General features: G+C 43.1%; 23 protein-coding genes and 1 tRNA gene. 14 read left to right on the top strand and 10 right to left on the bottom strand.

Annotated features, from left to right (window positions below; translation table 11 throughout):
• Positions 1–19: 19 nt before the first annotated feature.
• The 4 genes from glnA to trmL all read left to right on the top strand — a co-directional run bounded on the left by glnA (position 20) and on the right by trmL (position 4558).
• Positions 20–1426 carry a glutamate--ammonia ligase gene (gene glnA / locus ABXT42_RS01025; RefSeq protein WP_443628527.1) on the top strand — a complete coding sequence of 469 codons (1407 nt, stop codon included), beginning with the start codon at positions 20–22 and terminating at the stop codon, positions 1424–1426.
• 97 nt (positions 1427–1523) lie between these two features.
• On the top strand, positions 1524–2597 hold the full coding sequence (gene glnL / locus ABXT42_RS01020) for a nitrogen regulation protein NR(II) (RefSeq protein ID WP_443628526.1): 1074 nt from the start codon (positions 1524–1526) through the stop codon (positions 2595–2597).
• The gene (ntrC, locus tag ABXT42_RS01015) at positions 2594–3985 is read left to right on the top strand and encodes a nitrogen regulation protein NR(I) (protein WP_443628525.1); all 1392 of its coding nucleotides are present in this window, start codon (positions 2594–2596) and stop codon (positions 3983–3985) included. Before glnL ends, ntrC begins: the two co-directional genes overlap by 4 nt.
• 114 nt (positions 3986–4099) lie before the next feature.
• On the top strand, positions 4100–4558 hold the full coding sequence (trmL, locus tag ABXT42_RS01010) for a tRNA (uridine(34)/cytosine(34)/5-carboxymethylaminomethyluridine(34)-2'-O)-methyltransferase TrmL (RefSeq protein WP_443628524.1): 459 nt from the start codon (positions 4100–4102) through the stop codon (positions 4556–4558).
• Between the two features lie 12 nt (positions 4559–4570).
• Here the strand turns inward: trmL and secB are convergent, their stop codons facing one another.
• The 3 genes from secB to ABXT42_RS00995 are packed head-to-tail and all read right to left on the bottom strand — an operon-like array spanning position 4571 to position 5872.
• Positions 4571–5104 (bottom strand): protein-export chaperone SecB, encoded by a 534-nt coding sequence (secB, locus tag ABXT42_RS01005; protein WP_443628523.1) that lies wholly within the window; start codon positions 5102–5104, stop codon positions 4571–4573.
• Between the two features lie 41 nt (positions 5105–5145).
• Positions 5146–5430 (bottom strand): glutaredoxin 3, encoded by a 285-nt coding sequence (grxC, locus tag ABXT42_RS01000; protein WP_443628522.1) that lies wholly within the window; start codon positions 5428–5430, stop codon positions 5146–5148.
• Between the two features lie 25 nt (positions 5431–5455).
• Positions 5456–5872: a rhodanese-like domain-containing protein gene (locus ABXT42_RS00995; protein WP_443628521.1), complete on the bottom strand. Its 417-nt coding sequence runs from the start codon at positions 5870–5872 to the stop codon at positions 5456–5458.
• A gap of 139 nt (positions 5873–6011) precedes the next feature.
• Here ABXT42_RS00995 and gpmI point away from each other — a divergent pair, with 139 nt between their 5' ends.
• From gpmI to ABXT42_RS00975, 4 genes are all read left to right on the top strand, one after another.
• A complete protein-coding gene (gene gpmI / locus ABXT42_RS00990) occupies positions 6012–7556 on the top strand; it encodes a 2,3-bisphosphoglycerate-independent phosphoglycerate mutase (RefSeq protein ID WP_443628520.1) in 1545 nt (514 codons plus the stop codon).
• The gene (locus ABXT42_RS00985) at positions 7543–8694 is read left to right on the top strand and encodes a murein hydrolase activator EnvC family protein (RefSeq protein ID WP_443628519.1); all 1152 of its coding nucleotides are present in this window, start codon (positions 7543–7545) and stop codon (positions 8692–8694) included. Before gpmI ends, ABXT42_RS00985 begins: the two co-directional genes overlap by 14 nt.
• A gap of 8 nt (positions 8695–8702) precedes the next feature.
• Positions 8703–9926, top strand: a complete 1224-nt coding sequence (locus ABXT42_RS00980) for a S41 family peptidase (protein WP_443628518.1) — start codon at positions 8703–8705, stop codon at positions 9924–9926.
• An 82-nt stretch (positions 9927–10008) separates the two neighbouring features.
• Positions 10009–10728 carry a divergent polysaccharide deacetylase family protein gene (locus ABXT42_RS00975; RefSeq protein ID WP_443628517.1) on the top strand — a complete coding sequence of 240 codons (720 nt, stop codon included), beginning with the start codon at positions 10009–10011 and terminating at the stop codon, positions 10726–10728.
• On the opposite strand, the gene hisF is transcribed toward ABXT42_RS00975, so the two are convergent.
• Genes hisF through hisB form a run of 4 tightly spaced genes read right to left on the bottom strand, consistent with a single transcriptional unit; the run spans position 10702 to position 13519 of the window.
• Positions 10702–11475, bottom strand: a complete 774-nt coding sequence (hisF, locus tag ABXT42_RS00970; protein ID WP_443628516.1) for an imidazole glycerol phosphate synthase subunit HisF — start codon at positions 11473–11475, stop codon at positions 10702–10704. The genes ABXT42_RS00975 and hisF overlap by 27 nt on opposite strands.
• Before the next feature lie 26 nt (positions 11476–11501).
• A complete protein-coding gene (gene hisA, locus ABXT42_RS00965; RefSeq protein ID WP_443629422.1) occupies positions 11502–12233 on the bottom strand; it encodes a 1-(5-phosphoribosyl)-5-[(5-phosphoribosylamino)methylideneamino]imidazole-4-carboxamide isomerase in 732 nt (243 codons plus the stop codon).
• A gap of 34 nt (positions 12234–12267) precedes the next feature.
• Complete coding sequence (hisH, locus tag ABXT42_RS00960) at positions 12268–12903, bottom strand: imidazole glycerol phosphate synthase subunit HisH (RefSeq protein ID WP_443628515.1); 636 nt, start codon at positions 12901–12903, stop codon at positions 12268–12270.
• Between the two features lie 22 nt (positions 12904–12925).
• Positions 12926–13519 carry an imidazoleglycerol-phosphate dehydratase HisB gene (hisB, locus tag ABXT42_RS00955; protein WP_443628514.1) on the bottom strand — a complete coding sequence of 198 codons (594 nt, stop codon included), beginning with the start codon at positions 13517–13519 and terminating at the stop codon, positions 12926–12928.
• A gap of 157 nt (positions 13520–13676) precedes the next feature.
• Between hisB and mutY the strand changes: the two genes are divergently transcribed.
• The 3 genes from mutY (at position 13677) to ABXT42_RS00940 (ending at position 15204) form a co-directional block, all read left to right on the top strand.
• The gene (mutY, locus tag ABXT42_RS00950) at positions 13677–14717 is read left to right on the top strand and encodes an A/G-specific adenine glycosylase (RefSeq protein WP_443628513.1); all 1041 of its coding nucleotides are present in this window, start codon (positions 13677–13679) and stop codon (positions 14715–14717) included.
• On the top strand, positions 14717–14989 hold the full coding sequence (locus ABXT42_RS00945; protein ID WP_443628512.1) for an oxidative damage protection protein: 273 nt from the start codon (positions 14717–14719) through the stop codon (positions 14987–14989). Before mutY ends, ABXT42_RS00945 begins: the two co-directional genes overlap by 1 nt.
• A 139-nt stretch (positions 14990–15128) precedes the next feature.
• A tRNA-Phe gene (locus ABXT42_RS00940) sits at positions 15129–15204 on the top strand.
• Positions 15205–15334: 130 nt separating this feature from the next.
• Here ABXT42_RS00940 and ABXT42_RS00935 read toward each other — a convergent pair.
• Positions 15335–15808 carry a hypothetical protein gene (locus tag ABXT42_RS00935; RefSeq protein ID WP_443628511.1) on the bottom strand — a complete coding sequence of 158 codons (474 nt, stop codon included), beginning with the start codon at positions 15806–15808 and terminating at the stop codon, positions 15335–15337.
• A gap of 115 nt (positions 15809–15923) precedes the next feature.
• Here ABXT42_RS00935 and ABXT42_RS00930 point away from each other — a divergent pair, with 115 nt between their 5' ends.
• The 3 genes from ABXT42_RS00930 to ABXT42_RS00920 all read left to right on the top strand — a co-directional run bounded on the left by ABXT42_RS00930 (position 15924) and on the right by ABXT42_RS00920 (position 19959).
• Positions 15924–17231 carry a tyrosine-type recombinase/integrase gene (locus ABXT42_RS00930; protein ID WP_443628510.1) on the top strand — a complete coding sequence of 436 codons (1308 nt, stop codon included), beginning with the start codon at positions 15924–15926 and terminating at the stop codon, positions 17229–17231.
• Positions 17232–17396: 165 nt separating this feature from the next.
• Positions 17397–18938, top strand: coding sequence for a hypothetical protein (locus ABXT42_RS00925; protein WP_443628509.1), 1542 nt, complete (start codon positions 17397–17399; stop codon positions 18936–18938).
• Positions 18939–19461: 523 nt separating this feature from the next.
• Positions 19462–19959 carry a hypothetical protein gene (locus tag ABXT42_RS00920; protein WP_443628508.1) on the top strand — a complete coding sequence of 166 codons (498 nt, stop codon included), beginning with the start codon at positions 19462–19464 and terminating at the stop codon, positions 19957–19959.
• A 263-nt stretch (positions 19960–20222) separates the two neighbouring features.
• Here the strand turns inward: ABXT42_RS00920 and ABXT42_RS00915 are convergent, their stop codons facing one another.
• Both ABXT42_RS00915 and ABXT42_RS00910 read right to left on the bottom strand, forming a co-directional pair.
• A complete protein-coding gene (locus ABXT42_RS00915) occupies positions 20223–20930 on the bottom strand; it encodes a hypothetical protein (RefSeq protein ID WP_443628507.1) in 708 nt (235 codons plus the stop codon).
• Between the two features lie 189 nt (positions 20931–21119).
• Positions 21120–21494 carry a hypothetical protein gene (locus ABXT42_RS00910; protein ID WP_443628506.1) on the bottom strand — a complete coding sequence of 125 codons (375 nt, stop codon included), beginning with the start codon at positions 21492–21494 and terminating at the stop codon, positions 21120–21122.
• Between the last annotated feature and the right edge of the window lie 559 nt (positions 21495–22053).

Raw genomic sequence — 22053 nt, 5'->3', positions numbered from 1 at the left:
TTTTTATTGGAGAGACTCTATGTCTGCAAATACCATTAAGATGATCGAAGACAGCGAAGCACGCTGGGTCGATTTACGTTTCACTGACACCAAAGGCAAAGAGCACCACGTGACCATTCCGGCTCGCGTTGTAGATGAAGATTTCTTTTCTGAAGGCCAAATGTTTGACGGCTCATCAATTGCTGGCTGGAAAGGCATTAACGACTCCGATATGATCATCATGCCTGATGATAGTTCTGCAGTACTAGATCCATTCACCGAACAAACTACTGTAAATGTGCGTTGTGACGTTATTGAGCCTGCCACCATGCAAGGCTATGATCGTGATCCGCGCTCAGTTGCAGCCCGAGCTGAAGAATACCTAAAATCTACAGGCATCGGCGACACTGCCTTCTTTGGCCCAGAGCCAGAGTTTTTTGTATTTGATGATGTTAAGTGGAAAGCCGATATGCAAGGCGCCATGTACGAAATCAATTCTGAAGAAGCAGCTTGGCAGTCTAACGCAACTATTGAAGGCGGCAACACTGGCCACCGCCCAGGCATTAAGGGTGGTTATTTTCCAGTACCTCCAGTGGACTCATCTCACGACATGCGTGGCGCAATGTGCGATGCCATGGAAGCGATGGGCGTTGAAGTTGAAGTACATCATCATGAAGTGGCAACCGCTAACCAAAACGAAATTGGCACACGGTTCAACACGCTAATCCGCAAGGCTGACGAAGTACAGATTATTAAATACTGCGTACACAATGTTGCCCACGCCTACGGCAAGACCGCTACCTTTATGCCTAAGCCAATTGTTGGTGACAACGGTTCTGGCATGCATGTGCATCAGTCTATTGCGAAAGATGGCGTTAACCTTTTTGCTGGTGACGGCTATGGTGGCTTGTCAGATATGGCTTTGTATTATATCGGCGGCATCATTAAGCACGCTAAAGCTCTTAACGCGTTTACCAACGCCTCTACTAACGCTTACAAGCGTTTAGTTCCAGGTTTTGAAGCTCCTGTTATGCTAGCTTACTCAGCTCGTAACCGCTCTGCGTCTATTCGTATACCCTATGTAAGTAACCCACGCGGTCGTCGCGTAGAAGTGCGCTTCCCTGACCCCACTGCTAACCCATACTTGTGCTTTGCAGCATTGCTAATGGCAGGCCTTGACGGCATCCAGAACAAGATCCACCCAGGCGATGCAGCTGATAAGGATTTGTATGACCTTCCAGCAGAAGAAGCAGCGGCTATTCCTACAGTAGCTAGAAGCTTAGAAGAAGCACTTGATAGTTTGGAAGCAGATCGCGAGTTCTTAACCCGTGGCGGCGTATTTACTGATGAAATGATTGACGCTTACATTGAGCTTAAAAATGGCGAAGTAGAAGCTGTAAACAGCGTAACTCACCCTGTTGAGTTTGGCCTTTACTACTCTTGCTAATCTGATAATAAAAGCCCTCTAAGGAGGGCTTTTTAAGCAAAGCGTGTGCACTATTTTGGTGCGCTATATTTTTACAGCGATGATCAAAGGGAGTGCAATGCCTAATCCACAGCAAACAAGCAACGCTCTAGCCGGCCTGGTTAATCACTTAACTACGGCCATCGTTTTAATTAACGCTCGTATGGAAATTGTTGCTCTGAACCTAGCTGCCGAAAATTTGTTTCGTGCCAGCCATTATCAGATGCAGCTAGAACCTGTCAGTAACTTATTATTACTTGACCCTCTTTTAAAACAGCAGCTAGAGCACAGCTCGAAACAACAACAATCTTTCACTAGCCGTGACACCCAGATACAACAAACCAATGGTCGGATGTTATGGGTAGACTTGAGCGTGACCGCAGTGGATGAACACGGCAGCTTGGCCCTAGAAATTCAGCCTTTAGAACGTGTGAAAAAGCTCACGCAAGAAGCCCGCATGTCCACCCAACAGCAGACATCGGCAAATCTTGTGCGTAACCTTGCCCACGAGATAAAAAACCCCCTAGGTGGAATTCGTGGTGCTGCACAACTCTTACAACGCGAGCTAGACCCCTCACTCCACGAGTTTACCGACATCATTATCTCTGAAGCTGATCGTTTAAGAGATCTTGTTGACCGGTTAGTTGGCCCACAACGTCAAACGCAAAAGCAACGCTACAACATCCACCAAGTGTTGGACAAAATTGAGCAGCTGTTGAAAGCCGAAGCAGGTGAGCAAATACAACTAATACGCGACTATGATCCTAGCTTACCAGAGCTTCTTATTGACGCTAACCAGATCACTCAAGTGCTGCTAAATGTAGGTCGTAATGCATTACAATCACTGCTTGAGAATGACATTCAGCCTGGACAAATCAGCCTAAAAACAAGAGCCGTTAGGCGCTTTACCATAGGCAACACCTGTCATCGTCTGGTGTGTTGTATCAGCATTATTGACAATGGCCCAGGCATAGCAGCAGATCTTATAGAAGATATTTTTTTCCCCCTAGTCACTCGTCGTGCCCAGGGCACGGGCTTAGGATTAAGTATAGCCCAAAGCCTTATACAGCAGCACCAAGGCCTTATTGAATGTAATAGCCAAAAAGGCCAAACCTGCTTTAATATTTATTTACCCATGGAGAATAACCCATGAGCCAAGATGTATGGATTGTAGATGATGACCATGCTATTCGCTGGGTGCTAGAGCGCGCCTTACAACAGGCAAAGATAACCAGTCGTAGTTTTGAAAATGGTCAGCAGTTGCTGGACGCACTTGACTTTGACGCCCCTAATTTAATTATTAGCGACATTCGCATGCCAGGCCTTGATGGCCTAACCCTATTACAACGCCTGCAGCAGCAGGTTGAACATATCCCCGTCATTATTATGACGGCTCACTCAGATCTAGATAGCGCTGTTGCCTCTTATCAAGGCGGCGCATTTGACTATTTGCCCAAGCCGTTTGACATAAATGACGCAGTAGCCTTGACGCAACGAGGCCTGCAACATGCACAACAACAAGCAGTCCCAACAGCACCTGAACCACAAAAGCCTAGCGCTCAAATAATTGGTGAAGCACCTGCCATGCAAGAAGTGTTTAGAGCTATTGGTCGTCTGTCACAATCCAACATGACGGTCATGATCAATGGTGCCTCAGGCACTGGTAAAGAGCTAATTGCTCAAGCGTTGCATCAACACAGCCCAAGAGCTAAGCAGCCTTTTATTCCCTTGAACATGGCTGCGATTCAAAAAGACCTCATCGAATCAGAACTGTTTGGTCATGAAAAAGGTGCGTTTACAGGCGCGGTTAGCCAGCGTAAAGGCCACTTTGAACAAGCTCATGGGGGCACATTATTGCTCGATGAAATTGGCGATATGCCAGCCGAAGCTCAAACCCGACTATTAAGAGTGTTAGCTGATGGCGAGTTTTATCGCGTGGGTGGTCATAATTTAGTCAAAGTAGATGTGCGCATTATTGCAGCTACCCATCAAGACTTAACCAAACGTGTAGAGCAAGGATTGTTCCGAGAAGATTTATTTCATAGACTTAATGTTATCCGTATTCCTTTGCCAAATCTAAACCAGCGTAGCGAAGATATTCCAGCGTTAGCCAGACACTTTTTAGTGAGTAGCGCCAAAGAGCTTGCGGTTGAAACAAAAACCCTTTCTAGTGCCGCCGCCGCTCATTTACAAACATTTGATTGGCCTGGCAATGTGCGCCAACTAGAAAATGTATGCCGCTGGTTAAGTGTTATGGGCAGTGGCAACCAAATATTAGTGAGTGACCTGCCACCAGAGTTGCATGCACAAACGACCAAACCCAGTGTACAAGACAGTTGGCAAGAAGCTCTTTCAAGATGGTCTAAAAGAGAATTGCAACTTAATCAGCAACCACTTTTAGACAAAGCTTTGCCTGCGTTTGAAACCATTATGATTCAAGAAGCCCTTAAGTACACAAATGGCCGCCGCAGAGAAGCAGCTCAGCTATTGGGCTGGGGCAGGAATACACTCACTAGAAAAATTAACGAGCTTGGGCTTTAGCTTCAGTTGTTCAAGTGTGTTGTAATAACGCCATCTGTAACAAATACTAAGGTTGTTACTAAAACATTAGTTGATTGTTGAAAGTATACATTTGCCTAGAGACTTAAAAATACCATGTTACACGTTGTACTATTTGAACCAGAAATTCCTCCAAATACAGGCAATATTATTCGTCTATGCGCAAATACAGGATTTCAGCTACATTTAATTGAACCCCTAGGCTTTAAACTAGAAGACAAGGCGCTAAGGCGTGCTGGATTAGATTATCATGAATGGGCGCGCATGCAGGTGCACAAAAGCTACGACGATTTCATTGCAAGTGTAGCGCCTAAAACCATTTACGCCATGACTACCAAGGGCAGTGATTGTTTCAGTAAGGCAAAGTTTAAAAAGCATGACGCTTTATTGTTTGGCCCAGAAAGCCGTGGCCTACCTGAGGAGATCAGGGAGAGATGTGATGGTAGAATTCGCCTGCCCATGACGGCAGAAAGCCGCAGTTTGAACTTATCAAATTGTGCGGCTATTACAGTTTATGAAGCATGGCGCCAACTTAATTACGAAGGCGCAAGCTAAGCAAACTAATATTTAGTGAGTTTGTTCTGGAGCAGGTTCGCTTTCTTCACCTGGAGCAGCTGGAGCAGCTTGAGCAGCTTTTTGAGCCATGTTCTGTGCAAACAAAGCATCAAAATTTACAGGCGCAAGCATTAACGCAGGGAAACTACCACGTTGCACTAAGCTATCAACAGCTTCACGAGCATACGGGAATAGAATATTAGGACAAAATGCACCTAATACTTGACCCATGGACTCTTGTGGGACATTGGCAATGTGGAACAAGCCTGCTTGCTGAACTTCAGTTAAGTAAACCGTCTTATCTTCCGCTTTAGCAGTGATAGTGATACGCAAAACCACCTCAAAAGAAGTTTCGTTAAGCTGGCGGGCTTGGCTATTTAAATCTACGCTCACTTCTGGCTTCCACTCTGCTGTGAAAGACTGTGGTGAATTAGGTGACTCAAAAGACAAGTCTTTTAGATAGACGCGCTGAATCATAATTTGTGGTTGGCCACTATTTTCTGGTGCTGGTGCTGGTGCTGGTGCGCCTTTTTCTTCTTCGCTCATGCTTAATTCTCTTTGATATAATTTATATGGAGTTACTTCGTTTACGAGGCAACTAGCAAGGGATCTAACTTTTGCTGGCGATCCAACAGATACAGTTCATCACAGCCACCAATAGCATCGCCATTGATTATAATTTGCGGCACTGAGCGCCGACCTGTAATTTGCATCATGTGTTGACGTAAATCATTACGCTGATCTACATTAATTTCTTCGTAGGCTACGCCTTTGCTATCAAGCAACCGTTTTGCTCGAAAGCAAAAGCCACATAGATTAGAGCTATAGATCGTCACCTTGTTAGCCGTTTTTGCTGGTGCGTTTTGGGTCATGTACTTAGCCTTTGTTTTAACGCTATTATTTACGAACAAGTGGCAAATTTTGCCCTGTCCATTCAGCCATACCACCTGCCATACGCGACACGTTAGTGTACTCTGCCTTTTTTAACAGATTGGCAGCACCAGATGCTGTCTGACCAGTCTTACATATAATAACAATGGGTTTGTTCTTGTGTTTTTCAAGCTCTGACATACGTTTTGTTAAATCTGCAAAAGGAATGTTTTTAGAACCAATCACACGTCCTGCTTTAAAATCTGCAGGTGTACGAATATCTAACAGTAAAGCATCTTCTGCGTTGGATAACACAGTGGCTTGTTGGGGAGAAACAGACGGGGCAGCTTTGCGCCTTTCTGTGATCAGTAACACCGACAATGTTAGCAGTAAGGCCAAAACCATTTCCCAGTGATTGATTGCAAATTCGATGTAACGTTCCATAAGTTTTATTATTCCAAACGATTTATAGGTTCTGGGCCGTCATAAGGACGACAAGTCCGGCAGCATTATACGCCATAGCATGGATAAATTGGAGGCAGACTGCTAAAATATAAAGCCCTATTTGCCAATAAAAGACACCATGACTACTTCTAGCCCAAAAGCCCTCATCATTCTTGACGGATGGGGACAAAGCAAATCATCTACTTCCAATGCCATTGAAGCTGCAATTACCCCTACTTGGGATGCTCTTTTAGCAAACCACTGCCACAGCTTAGTAGGCACTTCTGGGGCTGATGTAGGCTTGCCCGATGGACAAATGGGCAACTCAGAAGTAGGGCATATGAATATTGGCGCTGGTCGCGTTGTGTATCAAAATTACACCCGCATTAGCAAAGCCATAAAAGATGGCGACTTTAATACCAATTCAGTCATTTTAGCTGCCATTGATAAAGCCGTAGCAAATAAAGGCACAGTACATATTTGCGGATTATTATCTGATGGCGGCGTGCATAGCCATCAAGATCATTTGTTTGCTGCGTGTCAGCTGGCCCATAAACGCGGCGCTTCATCTATTGTAGTGCATGCCTGGCTAGATGGCAGAGATACTGCGCCAAACTCAGCGCAAAATTATATCCAGGCACTGATGGATGTACTGGAACCTCTAGGTGGCCGCATTGGCAGCTTATGTGGTCGCTACTATGCCATGGACCGAGACCAACGCTGGGAGAGGGTAGAAAGTGCATATCGTGCAATGCGTTATGGTGAAGCAGAACATGAATGTTTGTCGGCTCTAAGTGCATTGCAAGAGTCTTACCTGAATAATAATACTGATGAGTTTGTGCCTGCAACGGTGATTGTAGATCAGGCAGGCCAAGCGGCTACCATAGAAGATGGTGACACTGTGATTTGTGTTAACTTTAGACCAGATCGCACCCGCGAAATAACCCAAGCTTTTGTAGATGAAGAGTTTGATCATTTTGATCGAGGAGATACTCTTGATCTTGCTGAATTTGTGATGATGACTCAATACAGCGCCAATATAGACACGGCATGCGCTTTTCCTCCCAGTGATTTAAAAAATGACATTGGCGAAGTGATGGCGAATAATGGAAAAACCCAGCTGCGTATCGCTGAAACTGAAAAATACGCTCACGTCACCTTCTTTTTTAGTGGGGGCCAAGAAACACTTTACCCAGGAGAAAGCCGCGAACTTATTCCTTCACCTGACGTTGCCACCTATGACTTACAACCACAGATGAGTGCACCAGAACTTACAGACAAACTTGTAGCGGCTATAGAAAGTTGCAACTATGATTTAATCGTATGTAATTTTGCTAACGCAGATATGGTGGGACATACTGGCAAATTTGACGCTGCCGTAAAAGCTGTTGAAGCCGTAGATGCTTGCCTTGCACGCATTATTACTGCTTTAGAAAAAGTAGATGGTGAAGCCTTAATTACTGCTGATCATGGCAACGTAGAACTTATGACGAACCCCACTACTGGGCAGCCCCATACAGCCCATACTTTGTGGCCTGTACCTTTAGTGTATGTAAGCAGCAGAAATGGCAATGCCAAACTGTCCTCGGGTGTACTGGCAGACTTAGCACCTACACTGCTGCACTTAATGAACTTGGATCAACCCAAAGAAATGACTGGTCATAATTTGGTTGAATTTAACTAAGTTGCGCACTATAGCTCACTTAACTCTTGGGTTGCTGCTTGTGTTGAGCACCTACTTATCTGCCGATACTGAGCAGCAAGTAAAGCAACGCGTGCAGCAACTCCAAAGTGATATTGGTAGCTTACAGACTTGGCTTAAAACCGCACAAAGCCAAGCCTCTGACATACAACAACAGTTACAAAAAAGTGAAAAAAAAATAAGCTCCCTAAGTAAAGCGATCAAAGAAAATAAACACACAAGCCAACAGTCCACCTCACTTCTTGAAAAACTAGAACTACAATCAAGCCACTTCCAAGATGCCTTAGCAGAGCAAGAACAGCTGTTAAGTAGCCAGTTACAACGCCAATATCAACAGGGTAAAAGCTCCACCAGTAGCGTACTGCTTAGCTTGGATAACCCTTCCGCCTTAGCTCGCAACATGGCGTACTACCAGTATTTAAACCAAGCCAGTGCTGAACAAATGGCTGCTTATCGCCAGACCTTAGACGGACTGACTCAAGTACAACAAGAGCAAGCTGATATCACCCTGGAGTTGCAGCAACAGGCACAAAAGTTAAACGCCCAAACGCAAAGCTTAAAACAAGCTAAAACTAAACTTTCGAGCACTCTTAACGCTTTAAATAGCGTAAAGCTGTCAAAAGCTCAGCGCTTGAGCAACGCTAAAACCGATCAAATACAAGCACAAGACTTGCTAGAGCAGATACAAATCGCCCTTGCCAAAGCCAATATCCAAGTTGCTGATACCCCACTGGCTAGGGCTAAAGGCCTTTTACCTTGGCCACTAAAAGGTAAAGTGCTCAATCGCTTTGGTGTATCACAAATCAGCTACCCTTTAAGCCAACAAGGCTGGTTGATTGCCGCTCCAGAAGGCTCAGACGTGAAGGCCATACATGGTGGGCGTGTGGTCTTTTCAGATTGGTTAAAAGGCTATGGATTAGTTATCATGCTAGATCATGGTGATGGGTTTTTAAGCTTATATGGACACAATCAAGCACTTTATTTGTCCACTGGCGAGCAGGCTGCAGCACAGCAGCTTATCGCAAGTAGTGGTAAATCTGGCGGTAATACTCAAGCTGCCTTATACTTTTCATTACGCCAACAAGGCAATCCTTTAAATCCTAAACAATGGTTGCAATAAAACACGCTATGAGAAATAAACTCACCAAGCTAACTACAAAAAAACCATTTAGAAAATCTGTTGCGCACCTGATTTTAGCTTTTTTTCTGGGCAGTTTTAGCGTTTCACAGACCCTTGCCGACACTCCACCACAGCAAGTTAGCGTCGCGCCTGCTGGTACGAATGTGGATAAAGCTGTGCCGCTAGCACAGCTACAGGCCTTCGTGGCTGTATATGAACGTATCCGCCAAAATCATGTCACACCCAAAACAGATGCACAGCTACTGCAGCTGGCACTTGAAGGTTTGATTTTAAAACTTGACCGCTTTTCCAGCTATTTAGATGCGCAAGACATGGCAGCATTACAACAAGATACCAAGGGAGAATATCCAGGTATTGGCATAGAAATAGTCCCTGAGGGAAACTTTATTCGGATTATTACACCCATCGACAATAGCCCAGCATCTCGTGCGGGTATAAAGCCTGGGGACTGGATTACTCACGTACAAGATGAAACTATAAAAGGGCTAGATGTACATGACATAGTGCAGCTGATGGCAGGTGATATTGGCTCTTCAATTACACTGACGATATTGCGTAATGGGGAAACCTTTAGCGTTACCTTAACGCGTGAAATCATCACTACCAAGAGTGTTCGCAGTGAGCTAATGTCAGGCAATGTGGGCTATCTGCGTATTAGTCTTTTTCAAGATCAAACTGGAGAAGATTTGATAACACAAATGCAGGCCTTAAAAAAAGCTGGGGCTGATCGCTGGGTATTGGATTTAAGAAATAATCCCGGGGGCACTTTGTCTGCAGCAGCAAAAGTAGCTGATGCATTTTTAACTAAAGGTGTCATCGTGACTACCCAAGCCCGTCAAATTGAAGACAACCTCCGTTTTGAGGCTAGTAATGCAGACCCAAGTGAAGGTTTGCCTTTAATGGTGTTAATAAACAATGGTAGCGCCTCAGCTTCAGAAATAGTGGCAGGTGCTATAAAAGACCATAAACGTGGCCAACTTATGGGGGATACTAGCTTTGGCAAAGGCTCTGTTCAATCTATCATTTCACTGCCACAAGGCGCAGGTGTTAAGCTCACAACGGCATACTACTTCACACCGGCTGGCCATAACATTCACTTAAAAGGCATCGAGCCTGACTTAAGTGTAAGTAACACAGATACAGACGCTCAAGATGACCTGCAGCTAACCACCGCTATAGAGCTGCTTAAATCTACAGTTACTAAAAAATAATATAATGCACAAACTGAACAAGTTATCCAAAAAAATGTCCCAGTTTCAGCACTGTCTTATTGGGTGTCTATGGTTCTGGTTTATGACCAGCGCACATTTAGTTAAAGCAGATGTTTTTCAGCCTTCTATGGTCATTATCATCGACGACTTAGGCTATAACCTTGCCAACGGGTTAGGCATCATAAACTTACCAGGGCCTATTACTTTGGCTGTAATACCCCACACCCGACATGGCGCTTCATTAGCTAGCACTGGAGCTAAAGTAGATAAAGAGATCATGCTTCATGTGCCAATGCAAAATCATGCGGGTATTAAGCTTGGCAAAGGCGGACTTACTTTAGGTATGGATGAGAAAACCTTTAAAGATATATTACGAAAGGATGCCGCTAACATTCCCTTCACTCAAGGGTTAAATAACCACATGGGTAGCGCACTAACGGAACAAGCCTTACCCATGCTGTGGACGATGGATGTGGCCAAAGAGCTAGAGCTATTTTTTGTAGATAGTCGCACCAGTGCCACAAGTGTCGCCTGGCAACAGGCCATAGCGCAAAATGTGCCCACACTTAAACGGGATGTATTTTTAGACAATGACACCAGCACTGAAGCTTTAGAGATCCAATTTCAACAAGCTATGGATGTTGCCCGAAAAAATAAATTCGCTGTACTTATTGGCCACCCTTACCCAGAGACGATAGCTTTTTTAAGCCAGTCTCTTGGTAAACTGGATGAAGCAGGCATAAAGCTTGTTTCAGCCTCGGCGCTCATTGAGCTGCTAAAGCCGCATCTCGATACCCTTTGAGGCCATATATTTTTTGGCTTGAGGAATAGTGTATTCGTTGAAGTGAAAAATACTAGCCGCTAACACTGCATCAGCCTTACCTTCAGTAACACCTTCTACTAAATGATCTAAGTTACCCACACCGCCAGAAGCAATCACAGGCACAGACACTGCGTCACTTATAGTGCGCGTGACACCTAGATCATAACCATTTTTTACACCGTCTTGGTCCATACTGGTAAGTAGTATTTCACCAGCACCATAATTAACCATCTTGATCGCCCACTCGACCGCGTCAATGCCTGTAGCTTTGCGCCCACCATGAGTGAAAATTTCCCACCGTAATGGCTCACCAGGGCCACTGACTTGCTTGGCATCGATAGCTACCACAATGCACTGCACACCAAAACGATCTGCTGCTTGCTGGACAAAATCTGGGTTAAAAACTGCGGCAGAATTGATGCCTACTTTGTCTGCACCGGCGTTGAGCATACGGCGAATATCTTCGCAGGTTCTTATGCCACCACCCACAGTGAGAGGGATGAACACCTCACTAGCCATTTTTTCAACCGTGTGCACCATAGTGTCACGGTTTTCATGGGTAGCACCTATGTCTAAAAAGGTAATTTCATCAGCACCCTGCTCATTATAGCGCTTAGCTACCTCCACAGGATCGCCAGCGTCTCTAATATCAACAAACTGCACGCCTTTAACAACACGGCCGTTGTTAACGTCTAAACAGGGAATAATGCGTTTAGCTAAACCCATGAGAGTATCCTTAAAATAGGTAAAAGTTAGCTTGCGTCACAATAAGCTTGAGCTGCGGCTAAATCTAATGTGCCTTCATAAATAGCTCGACCAGTGATAGCACCTATAATGCCATCTCCAGCAACAGCTGCAAGTGCGCGCACATCATCCATATTAGTCACACCACCAGAAGCAATTACAGGGATACCTGCTGCTTGGGCTAAATGACGCGTGGCTTCTACGTTCACACCCTGCATCATGCCGTCCCGGGCAATGTCGGTATAAACAATAGAGCTAACCCCATCATTAACAAAGCGTTTAGCCAGATCTACTGCCTTCACATCGGTGACTTCTGCCCAGCCTTCTACAGCTACCATGCCATCGATTGCATCTAGACCTACAATAATACGTCCAGGAAAATCACGACACGCTTGAGTAACAAAATCTGGATCACGTACTGCTTGAGTGCCAATAATTACATACTCAACACCTGCTTGCAGGTAAGCTTCGATAATCTCTACATTGCGTATACCACCACCAATTTGTATCGGCAGTTTTGGGTGCGCCATGGCGATAGCTTTAACGATATCTCCATTGACAGGGTTACCTGCAAAAGCACCGTTTAAATCCACTAAATGCAACCTTCTGCACCCTGCATCAACCCACTGACTGGCCACTGATACTGGGTCTGCAGAAAATACAGTAGACTCCTCCATACGGCCTTGACGTAAGCGTACACATTCACCATCTTTTAAATCGATGGCAGGAATCATTAACAAAGGGGTTTGAGACATAGATTATTTGCGGCAGTATTTAACTACCGTCCCACTGTAGAAAGTTTTGTAAAAGTTTAAGGCCAGCAGAGTGACTTTTTTCTGGATGAAACTGAACTGCAAACACGTTTTCTAGCGCTAAAGCCACATCAAATTCTAGGCCATAATTACACGTAGCTGCTACAAGATGACGTGCTTGGGTGCGCACATAATAGCTGTGCACAAAATAAAATCGGCTATTATCTTCAATACCATGCCAAAGTTTGTGAGGCTTTTGCTGCACTTGGCTCCAGCCCATGTGTGGCACTTTCAGATGCGCTTGTTGCACACTAGGTTGGTCGCCAAAAAAAGATACATCTCCTGGCAACTCACCCAAGCAATCCACTCCACCATTTTCACTAGAGTGCTGCATAAGCGCCTGCATGCCCACACAAATACCTAAAATTGGTTTCTTGCCCATTTGGTCGGCTACAATCTGATCGACGCCCAGACGTTTAATCTCGGCCATACAGTCACGCATAGCACCTACACCAGGCAGAACAACACGATCACAGGCTTCAATTTTAGCGGCATCGTTTGTCACATAAACGCGGGTATCTGGACAAACATGCTCTAGGGCTTTGGCAACAGAGTGTAAGTTGCCCATACCATAGTCAATTACTGCAACGGATTTCATAACGAGCCTATCAATACAGAGCTTATAAACTGCCTTTTGTCGACGGCATCATTCCTGCCATACGCTCATCAGCACTTAAGGCCATGCGCAAAGCACGACCAAAGGCTTTAAAGACTGTTTCTGCTTGGTGATGCGCATTTTTACCACTAAGGTTGTCGATGTGTAGCGTAAGCTTGGCATGATTTACAAAGCCACGGAAAAACTCATCAAACAAATCCACATCAAAACCACCAATGCGACCACGAGTGTATTTAACATGATTAAACAATCCTGGGCGACCAGAAAAATCCATCACTACACGGCTTAAGGCCTCATCAAGCGGAACATAAGCAGATCCGTAACGGGTCAGACCTTTTTTGTCGCCCACAGCTTGGTCAATGGCCATGCCTAGGGTAATGCCCAAATCTTCCACTGTGTGGTGGGCATCGATATGTAAATCACCTTTGGCATTAATATCTAAATCTATTAGGCCATGACGTGCAACCTGTTCTAACATGTGGTCTAAGAAAGGCAGCCCAGTAACACAACTAAACACACCAGTGCCATCTAAATTAACACTGACTGTAATTTGAGTTTCTAAGGTATTACGTTCTACGGTGGCGGTACGTGCCGACATGAGGTGTCCTCGCGTTTAAAAAAAGTATAGCTACACAATATGCTTAGATTATACGACCTTTAAGCACTTATTTACACAGCACAAACGCACCAAAAAGCGATAAAACAATTGTATAATTGCTAATACTTACGTTTACTCACTCACAAGCCATCAATTAATGATTACAAACGCCTCTTTTGCCAAAGAACTACTCATATGGTTTGACCAACATGGACGCAATCACCTGCCTTGGCAAAAAGACCGCACAGGCTATCGCGTGTGGGTATCTGAGATCATGCTGCAGCAAACCCAAGTAATCACTGTGATACCCTATTTTGAGCGCTTCATGGCCCGCTTTCCAACGATTACAGACTTAGCAGAGGCGCACAGTGATGAGGTATTAGCTCTGTGGACAGGCCTAGGGTATTACAGCCGTGCACGCAATCTTCATGCCAGCGCTATTGAAGTGGTAGAGCAACACCAAGGTGAAATGCCAACCAGCATAGATGATCTTGTATCACTCAAAGGCATTGGCAGATCTACTGCAGGGGCTATTATAAGCCAAGCCTATAATGACCAAGGCGTAATACTAGATGGTAATGTGAAACGACTACTGACTCGTTTATATGCCATTAAAGGGTGGCCTGGGCAAAGTCAAATAGACAAACAACTGTGGGAGATAGCTACAAAGCTGACACCCACAACGCGCAATGCTGATTATACTCAAGCGATCATGGACATAGGCGCAACCATCTGCAAACCCAAACAACCCTTGTGTGTGGCCTGCCCTATGCAAGCAAGGTGCAAGGCGCTAGCAGAAGACCAAGTAGCCACCATACCTACACCTAAGCCAAAAAAACTAATACCACACAAAACCATCAGCGTGTTATTAATCAAAAATAAGCAGGGACAAACTCTTCTAGAGCAACGGCCAAACACAGGTATTTGGGGCGGGCTTTGGAGCTTGCCAGAGTTTGCCGACCTAAAGAGCCTGCAAACACAGCTAGCCTTAGATGGCTTGCCTACCAACACTCAACCTATCACGCCTATTAAGCATGTATTCAGTCATTACAAGCTCACCATAGAGCCACACCTATTGGTATTGGAGAACACACCAAAAAAAGTTTCCGAAAAAGCTAAAAGCCAGTGGTACGATACCCAACAACTGCATACAATAGGCTTAGCTACTCCAATCAAAAAACTACTCGAGAAAATCTAATGACCCGCACCGTTTTTTGCAGCAAATACAAAACCGACATGGAAGCCATGGATCGCCCTCCATTTCCAGGCGCCAAGGGACAAAAGTTATTTGAAACTTTATCCAAACAAGCATGGCAAGACTGGCTGACGCACCAAACTATGCTTATCAATGAAAAGCACTTAAACATGATGGACCCAGAAAGCAGAGCCTACTTGCAAGGTGAGCTAGAAAAATTTGCCTCTGGTGAAGATTACGACCTAGCAGATGGGTATGTTCCCCCTGCTGATTAAGTAAAACCTACTAGAATGAAGAAAATAACCAAATTTCAGCAACTTATTGTTGACAGCAAAATGCAAAACGGGTTTAATACGGCCCTCTTCTTGGTAGCGTAACACCCTGCAACCAGCACAGAAGAAAGCAAGAAGTATTGCCCGGATAGCTCAGTCGGTAGAGCAGAGGATTGAAAATCCTCGTGTCGGCGGTTCGATTCCGTCTCCGGGCACCATTTACTAGAAAAAACCCCCTAAAATACGCTAACTTCCATAAACGTGTAATTTATTCCTGTAGCACACTCATAGCACACTTTGACGACTGTATTGATCACTATTCATCTATCTTCCTGAAGCACAGGCAATCTATTTCGCCACTACTAAATCACTCAGACACCTAGATATAGCGTCTCTTAAATCATCCACTTCCGTGTCCCCAATCCCTTCAGCAGTGCAGTTATAAACAGGTCTCAGAGTGCTGGATTCAAGAATACTAATTGAAACTTCCATCGTATAACCCAGCCCCATATAAACGTCACGTGTTCCACTATTAGCATATCTTAGAATTAGTGTCTTATCCGCTTGCCCATCTGGCACTTCTGATGCTCGAATTAACCCACGCTTAAGAAGAATGTCTTCTATCCAGTCGTCTGGGCTAAATTCCTTTGTCACATACCCTGAACCTGAGAGAATACTTTTCTCAATCGGGATAACAATAAAACGATAATTGGCTATGCTTTCTGATTGTGAACTAGACACAGGTTGTAAAACCACGCCTCCACACCCAACTAACCATAGAGCAAGAATGCTAGTACTAAAAGTTTTTAACATATTATTCATACACACTCCCTGTCACTAAAACGATCTACTTTTACGTAGCACACTAATCTGCCGTATTGACCACCACCAGCATTCCCAATACACTGACCTTACTCCAATGAATTGGAACTAACTAGTGTCTACCATCAACCTACGACCCAAAAAACTGACCTTATACAAACGACCCAGAAGTCCGCTCTGGCAGTGTCGCTATAAGTTAGACAATGGTGAATGGTATCGTCAAAGCACTGGCACTGACGACCAAGCAGAAGCAGAAGATATCGCATTCAAGTTGTATTACGGTGCCGATGAACGCGACAAGAACAATCTTCCGCAGAACACTCGCAAGTTCGGCAATGTTGCTCGCTACGCTGTAACGCGTATGACTGAAGAACTTGATGCTGGTGGTGGAAAAGTCGTTTATAAAGACTATATCCGCGTCATTAACAACTACCTTATTCCTTACTTCGGCAAACAAAAAGTAGATAGTATCAACACTCGTAAATTGATGGAATACGCATCTTGGCGTGATACGAAGATGGGATCTGCTAAAGAAGAGGTTCGCATTCGTGGATTGCGGAACAGGATAAGTGACTATCAGCGACTTAAAGAAGAACTCGGCAAAGAACCGAAACCATTTAAGGCAAAACAAAGCACGATCAACACCCATAACTCAGCGTTAAATCGTGTCTTTGACGAAGCGTTATTGCGTGGCTGGATTACCGACAGTATCAAACCCACTGTACTAAACAAAGGTATTAAAACCGAAAGTCGTGGTGCTTTTTCATTGGATGAATACCAAGCAATTTACAAAGGACTTCGCTCTTGGACTGGCACTGGTCATCGCCAAGAAACTAGAGAATTACGTGAGGTTTTACGTGAGTATGTGCTGTTTTTGGCAAACACCGGCATTCGTCACGGCACTGAAGCAATAGGCATTAAGTGGTCAAACATTCGTTACTTCACTGGATTGGATAAGGAAGAATATTTAGAAGTGGCTGTAGATGGCAAGGTTGGCAAACGGCAACTTGTGGCACGCGATAACACGGCTCGTTATTTAGAGCGATTGCGTGACCTAAACGACAGCATCAAGCACCTAACGCTCAAAGAGTTGTTGTCCAAGCAATTAGATATTAATGTATTTAGAACACGTAGTGGTTACAACACAACAACTGACGCACTTAGAGGCAGTTTCAGACAGTACTTAGAGCACGCAGATATCTTACGAGACACTAATGGCGTGACTCGCAGTCTGTATTGTCTTCGTCATACATACGCCACATTTAGATTGGTTTCTGGCACTGATATTCATCAACTCGCTACTCAAATGGGAACGAGTGTGAAGATGTTAGAAACATTTTATAGCAAAGTATCCCCACAGATGAATGCTGCCATTCATAGCGGCAGATTAGAAACAATGTGGCGTGAAGAGCAAGAAGATTAGGCTCGGTCTGTTGAACTAGAAGACCCGTATCTACGACATATTAAACCTCCACTTTTAACTTCGGTTATTGATGGGGGGATTACCGATGGGACGAGAGAGTTAATACAGATTGAACGGCAGATCGAATATTTTACCTGCAGTAACCGCTGTCTGAGGAGACAAATAATGAAGAGTAATAGATTAAATTTCCAACGGTCATTAGATATAGAGGAACGGAGTGCTCTAGAGGAAGTCTTGGTCAATCCGGATTACTCAAAGCGAAAAACTCTGATTGCATTTATCATTCAAAATATCGTCACAGGAATTGATAACCTTGAAATTGCCAAGCGAGCAGTCAAGCAATTTAACTTTTCAGAATCGAAAGATCCAATCAGCACAACCCGATCTAAAGTAATTCATATCATTCACGACTTAAATTCTAGTTTGTCTGTTAGCGAAATTTTAGATAAAAGGGGAAAAGGTAATCTGGAACTCAAAAAATGGTCAGATGAAAGAATTTCAACCTCTTTGACAAAATTGCATCATGAAGCACAAGAAAACTTTACTTACACAGCAGTAAAGTTGTCAGATAAATCACTTATTTCAGTCATAGAGAAAAGAGGTTCATTTCAAGATCGATTGATAAATATTGGCATCAACCCTCGAGTACATCTGGAAGACATAGTTTGGGGGGATATTGAAGAATCTAAAGTTTTACTTAAAGAATTTTTGGAAGATATCATCCGACGTTGTGGCATCGAACAGTTAAATTCGCACAGCATGGAAACAAGTCAAAGTGCAATATTAGGGATATCTGATAATTATCATGCTGACTTTGACGAGTGTAAAAAGTATGGGTGCATCAGAAGGGTTTCAGGAGGTGCGATAAAAATCAAGATCGAGAAAATATTTGTTGATTATAAAACTGGCATTTGTAAATTGTTAAACATTAGCAAGTATACGTATGAACAGAAAATTGAGAGAAAAAGAAATTTTATTGGGGTCGATGAGTATTTAGATGTACTCAGGGGTTACCTTAAATCTGCGGGAGAAGACTGGACAGTATCAGAGTTCCATAATAATCACCCTGTCACTCACCATGGGTTACATAACAATAAGCATGAATTGAAATTTATTAACCAGTGTAACGGCGATGTAATGGCGGCGGCGTTCGGTCAAATACTCTTAGAACTATCAGGTGAGGATCAAAAAGACTTTATAATCCGCCGGTTGCCGAAAATAGTTAGGTCAATTGAATTTAAGCGTATGACTAATCCTCAAGCACGTCTTGAGGGATATGAGTTCCAAAAACTATTTTTAAAGATGTTAGTTTCTGATGATGTAGGATTAAGAGTTGGGGTCGACTTTGAATATGAAAAACAAATTGACCCTGATGCATGCCGCCACTTAGGACATAAAAAAACTTGTAAGAGTGATTTCAAATTCGAAAACTTTATTATTGATACAAAAAGATCAGTTACTTCTTCTGAGAGGATTTATGATCAAACTCAGAGATATCTTGATCATACTGACCATCTCATCCATGTAACCTTGAATCAAAAATATAAAGAAGAGAAAAGAAACAACAAAAAACTAACGACGTTAACTGTTTTCGAATTCATAGAACGAAGTCATGAGTACATCGGTACTAGTATTTCTGAAGATTGGTTATCCATTTTTGAAGACTATGCAAAAGACTCATCAAAAAGAATTAAAAAAACTCAATAACTAAAACCAAAGTTAAAAATTAAAGTATGACGAACTACTAAAGATGGTTGCGGAGTTCCGTTTGGAACATCACAACCTTACAGGTGATGAACTGGACAAGTTGGTCAAACAGATACTCAGGATAGACCAAGACAATATTCACAGTGAGCAGTAGGCGTTATAAGAGTGGGTTGCGCGGGGGTTTATCAACGAGCCAAGACCACTTATGCCACATAAAAGTTTCCCGTCTGTATTCGTATATACGGTATAGATGAATACAGACCATTCACCAACTCGCTACTCAAATGGGAACCAGCGTGAAGATGCTAGAAACATTTTATAGTAAGGTATCGCCACAAATGAACGCTGCGATTCATAGCGGTAGGTTAGAAACAATACGGCGTGAAGAACAGGAGGATTAATGGATAAGCAGTCTGAAAAAAAGCGTGCAAAACTTGTCAAGTTAAAGAACAAGTTATTAGATGGGCAACACGTTCAAAATCGTCAGTGAAGCACTTGGCTTGGCGATGGTGCATTTAAGCAAATGGAAGGCGAATGGAAACAACAGCAATCTCTTCGTGTTGACTTATCTTCCCCACCAGAAGAAATCATAGAATACAAAGAGCGACTGCAAAAAGTGAACTTACTTTATTCTCGTGCGGAGAATTACAGTCGCAGAAAACGGACTGCTGCTGCTGAAGATATGTATCACAAAAGTGAGGTGTTGGCAGAACAGTTAATTGAGTTTTTGCACGAATTTTTGCAGACTGATCAGGGTCTACAAATTTGGTTTGATCGGTTGCCAGATGAAAACAATCGTGGACTCACACCAGCATCATTACCTCAAGCCATCAACTCTCGCTCTCGTTTTAATCAAGGAGGCTGTTGTGGCTATATAAAGAAGAGCAAGCAAGAAGTGAAGATTGACGCTGTTGAGGAAGCGCTTGATAAACTTGATAACCCGAGATCTACCGCATCTGAAGTGGCTAAACTTGCTGCACAGGCTGCTCGCCTGAGAGCGATAATGAAACGGCAAGAGTAGGTATCAGAAAACATAATTAACTAGTTGCATTTATAGATTATAAAAAGGTTGTCAGTTTTGAGGGGGGGCAATCTCTGATTACTCAATCACTAATCTTCACATCGTTCTTGAAAGTTCCTGTGTTTTCTTTAGAGACAGTTCCGTTTTCATTGTAACTAACCCAATTGCTTTCTTGCGTAGACGTTTCCTATACGTTTTGAAGTAAACCCTTGCCACTAAAAAGTTGCTGCATTTACAGCGAATTTGACGTATAAATTAACGCTTCAGTCTGTTGTAATTCCGAATAATTTTGCGCCGTCAGCATTTAGACTCCAACCTGATGAATTAGAACAATAACTCATAGTTCGGTCTAATAAATATTCGCCATCTGAATTTCCAAGGTTTGCTTGATAATATTTTTTCAATTCATCAACCTGTCCATAGTCAGCACAATCAATCGCAATTCCGTTTGAAAGGTAAGGCGCATGGAATAATAGTTCAGCATCAAATGCCATGGTTCTATACTTCCCACCTAAAAATGCGATAGCACAAGAAGAGGCACATTGTTGTTTTCCAGTTATAGCGGTTTTCACTTGGTATTTCCTAAATAGGCGCCCCATTGCATAACCATCTGCAAGCAATCCACCACCTGAACTTAGGAAAACGTCATTAACAATCCAGGTTCCTTTTGAATCTATGCATTTATTTAATTGGGGTAGAAGGCGTTCAACGGCAGCAGTCGAATCAGGTCCAATAGTGCCTTCGATTTCAAGATGATCAGCAAATCCGCTGACACAAACAGATTCAGGACTGGTCCATCTGACATGACGTATCCTTAATTTGTCAATTTTTGCGTCAAGCAGAATACTATATTCACCAGTATCATTATCCCAACCATAAGTTGTGCCAAGAATGTGATGTCTTGTAGTCCCTGCGCAGGAACTTAATAGTATTGTTGCAAAAAAGATAATGATGCGTTGTCGTAAATTCATAATTAACCATAATTTATTTTAACCTGTAAGGATACCAAAATAGACTTGATATTCAAACGATTGGACTAGAACTTAGAGGTGGGGTGCAAAGATACTTCTATAATAACTGACTAGGGTTTAAATTTCACCGTTCAGACCGACCGTCAGTTTAGATAATTTTTGCGCTAAATTAATCATTATTTGAACTTCTCAGCCTGATCCTGCATAGGGATCAAAACCAAAAACAGAACGCACTATAAATACAGCAATAATGTAATTCAGGTTTATCGCATAGTAACAAAGAAATAATGTTGCTAAACTTTGAGCAGAAATGGTCATAAACCTATGACCTTTGACATTAATTACAGCAACAGAAATCTTCCAGATAGCAATAAATAGCATCACTGATGTTATGACACCACCAATAAATAGTAACATTGGTAAAAGCCCAGTCGTTGCATATGTCAGAGCATTTTGCCACCAAAGCCCTTCGTAATTTTTATATGTTCCAAACAGTGTTCCCGCTATAATATTAAATACCGCCCATACAAATACTTTGATCATTAGGCTTTTAATTACTGCCATATAAATATTCTCATCAGATTGTTAATTTCGTCGCCGATCTTCGTTCTCTGTGAATACATAGTCTTAAATTTATAACTAAAGACTATGAACTAGCCAAACAACCAAACGAGGACAGCAATTATTACGCCGATTGAAATTACGACTGAAATAATGGCAAAAAGTGTTTTAATAGCATCGTGTAGAAGAGCAAAAATCAATAACTTCGTAGAGTCCAGCCCATAAACAACTACACTAAACAGCAAAGACCACGGAAAAAATACAACTACAAGGGTGCTTATTATCGCGAACTCCCAAAAATCAAGTAGCAAATATTTGTTATCAGTTTGCTCTTTCTCCATATAGACACCTCATTGATAGCAGCCAAATCAGTCGTATGACCACCACCAGTATTCCTAATATATAAACTTTACTCTAATTAAATGAAGTCATCCAGTGACTAGCATCAACCTAGTATCCAAGAAATGTATCAGGCTTTTCGTCACGGACCATCGCATTGATGAGCATCACACCTCCCGTAACACATCACCCGCTCTCCTAAAAACGCCGATTAATGAGCATT

It is taken from the genome of Candidatus Njordibacter sp. Uisw_002 (assembly GCF_047730155.1).
Taxonomy (GTDB): domain Bacteria; phylum Pseudomonadota; class Gammaproteobacteria; order Pseudomonadales; family Balneatricaceae; genus Njordibacter.
The sequence above is the reverse complement of the archived record's forward strand: the minus strand, read 5'-3'. Positions and strand labels throughout refer to the sequence as shown.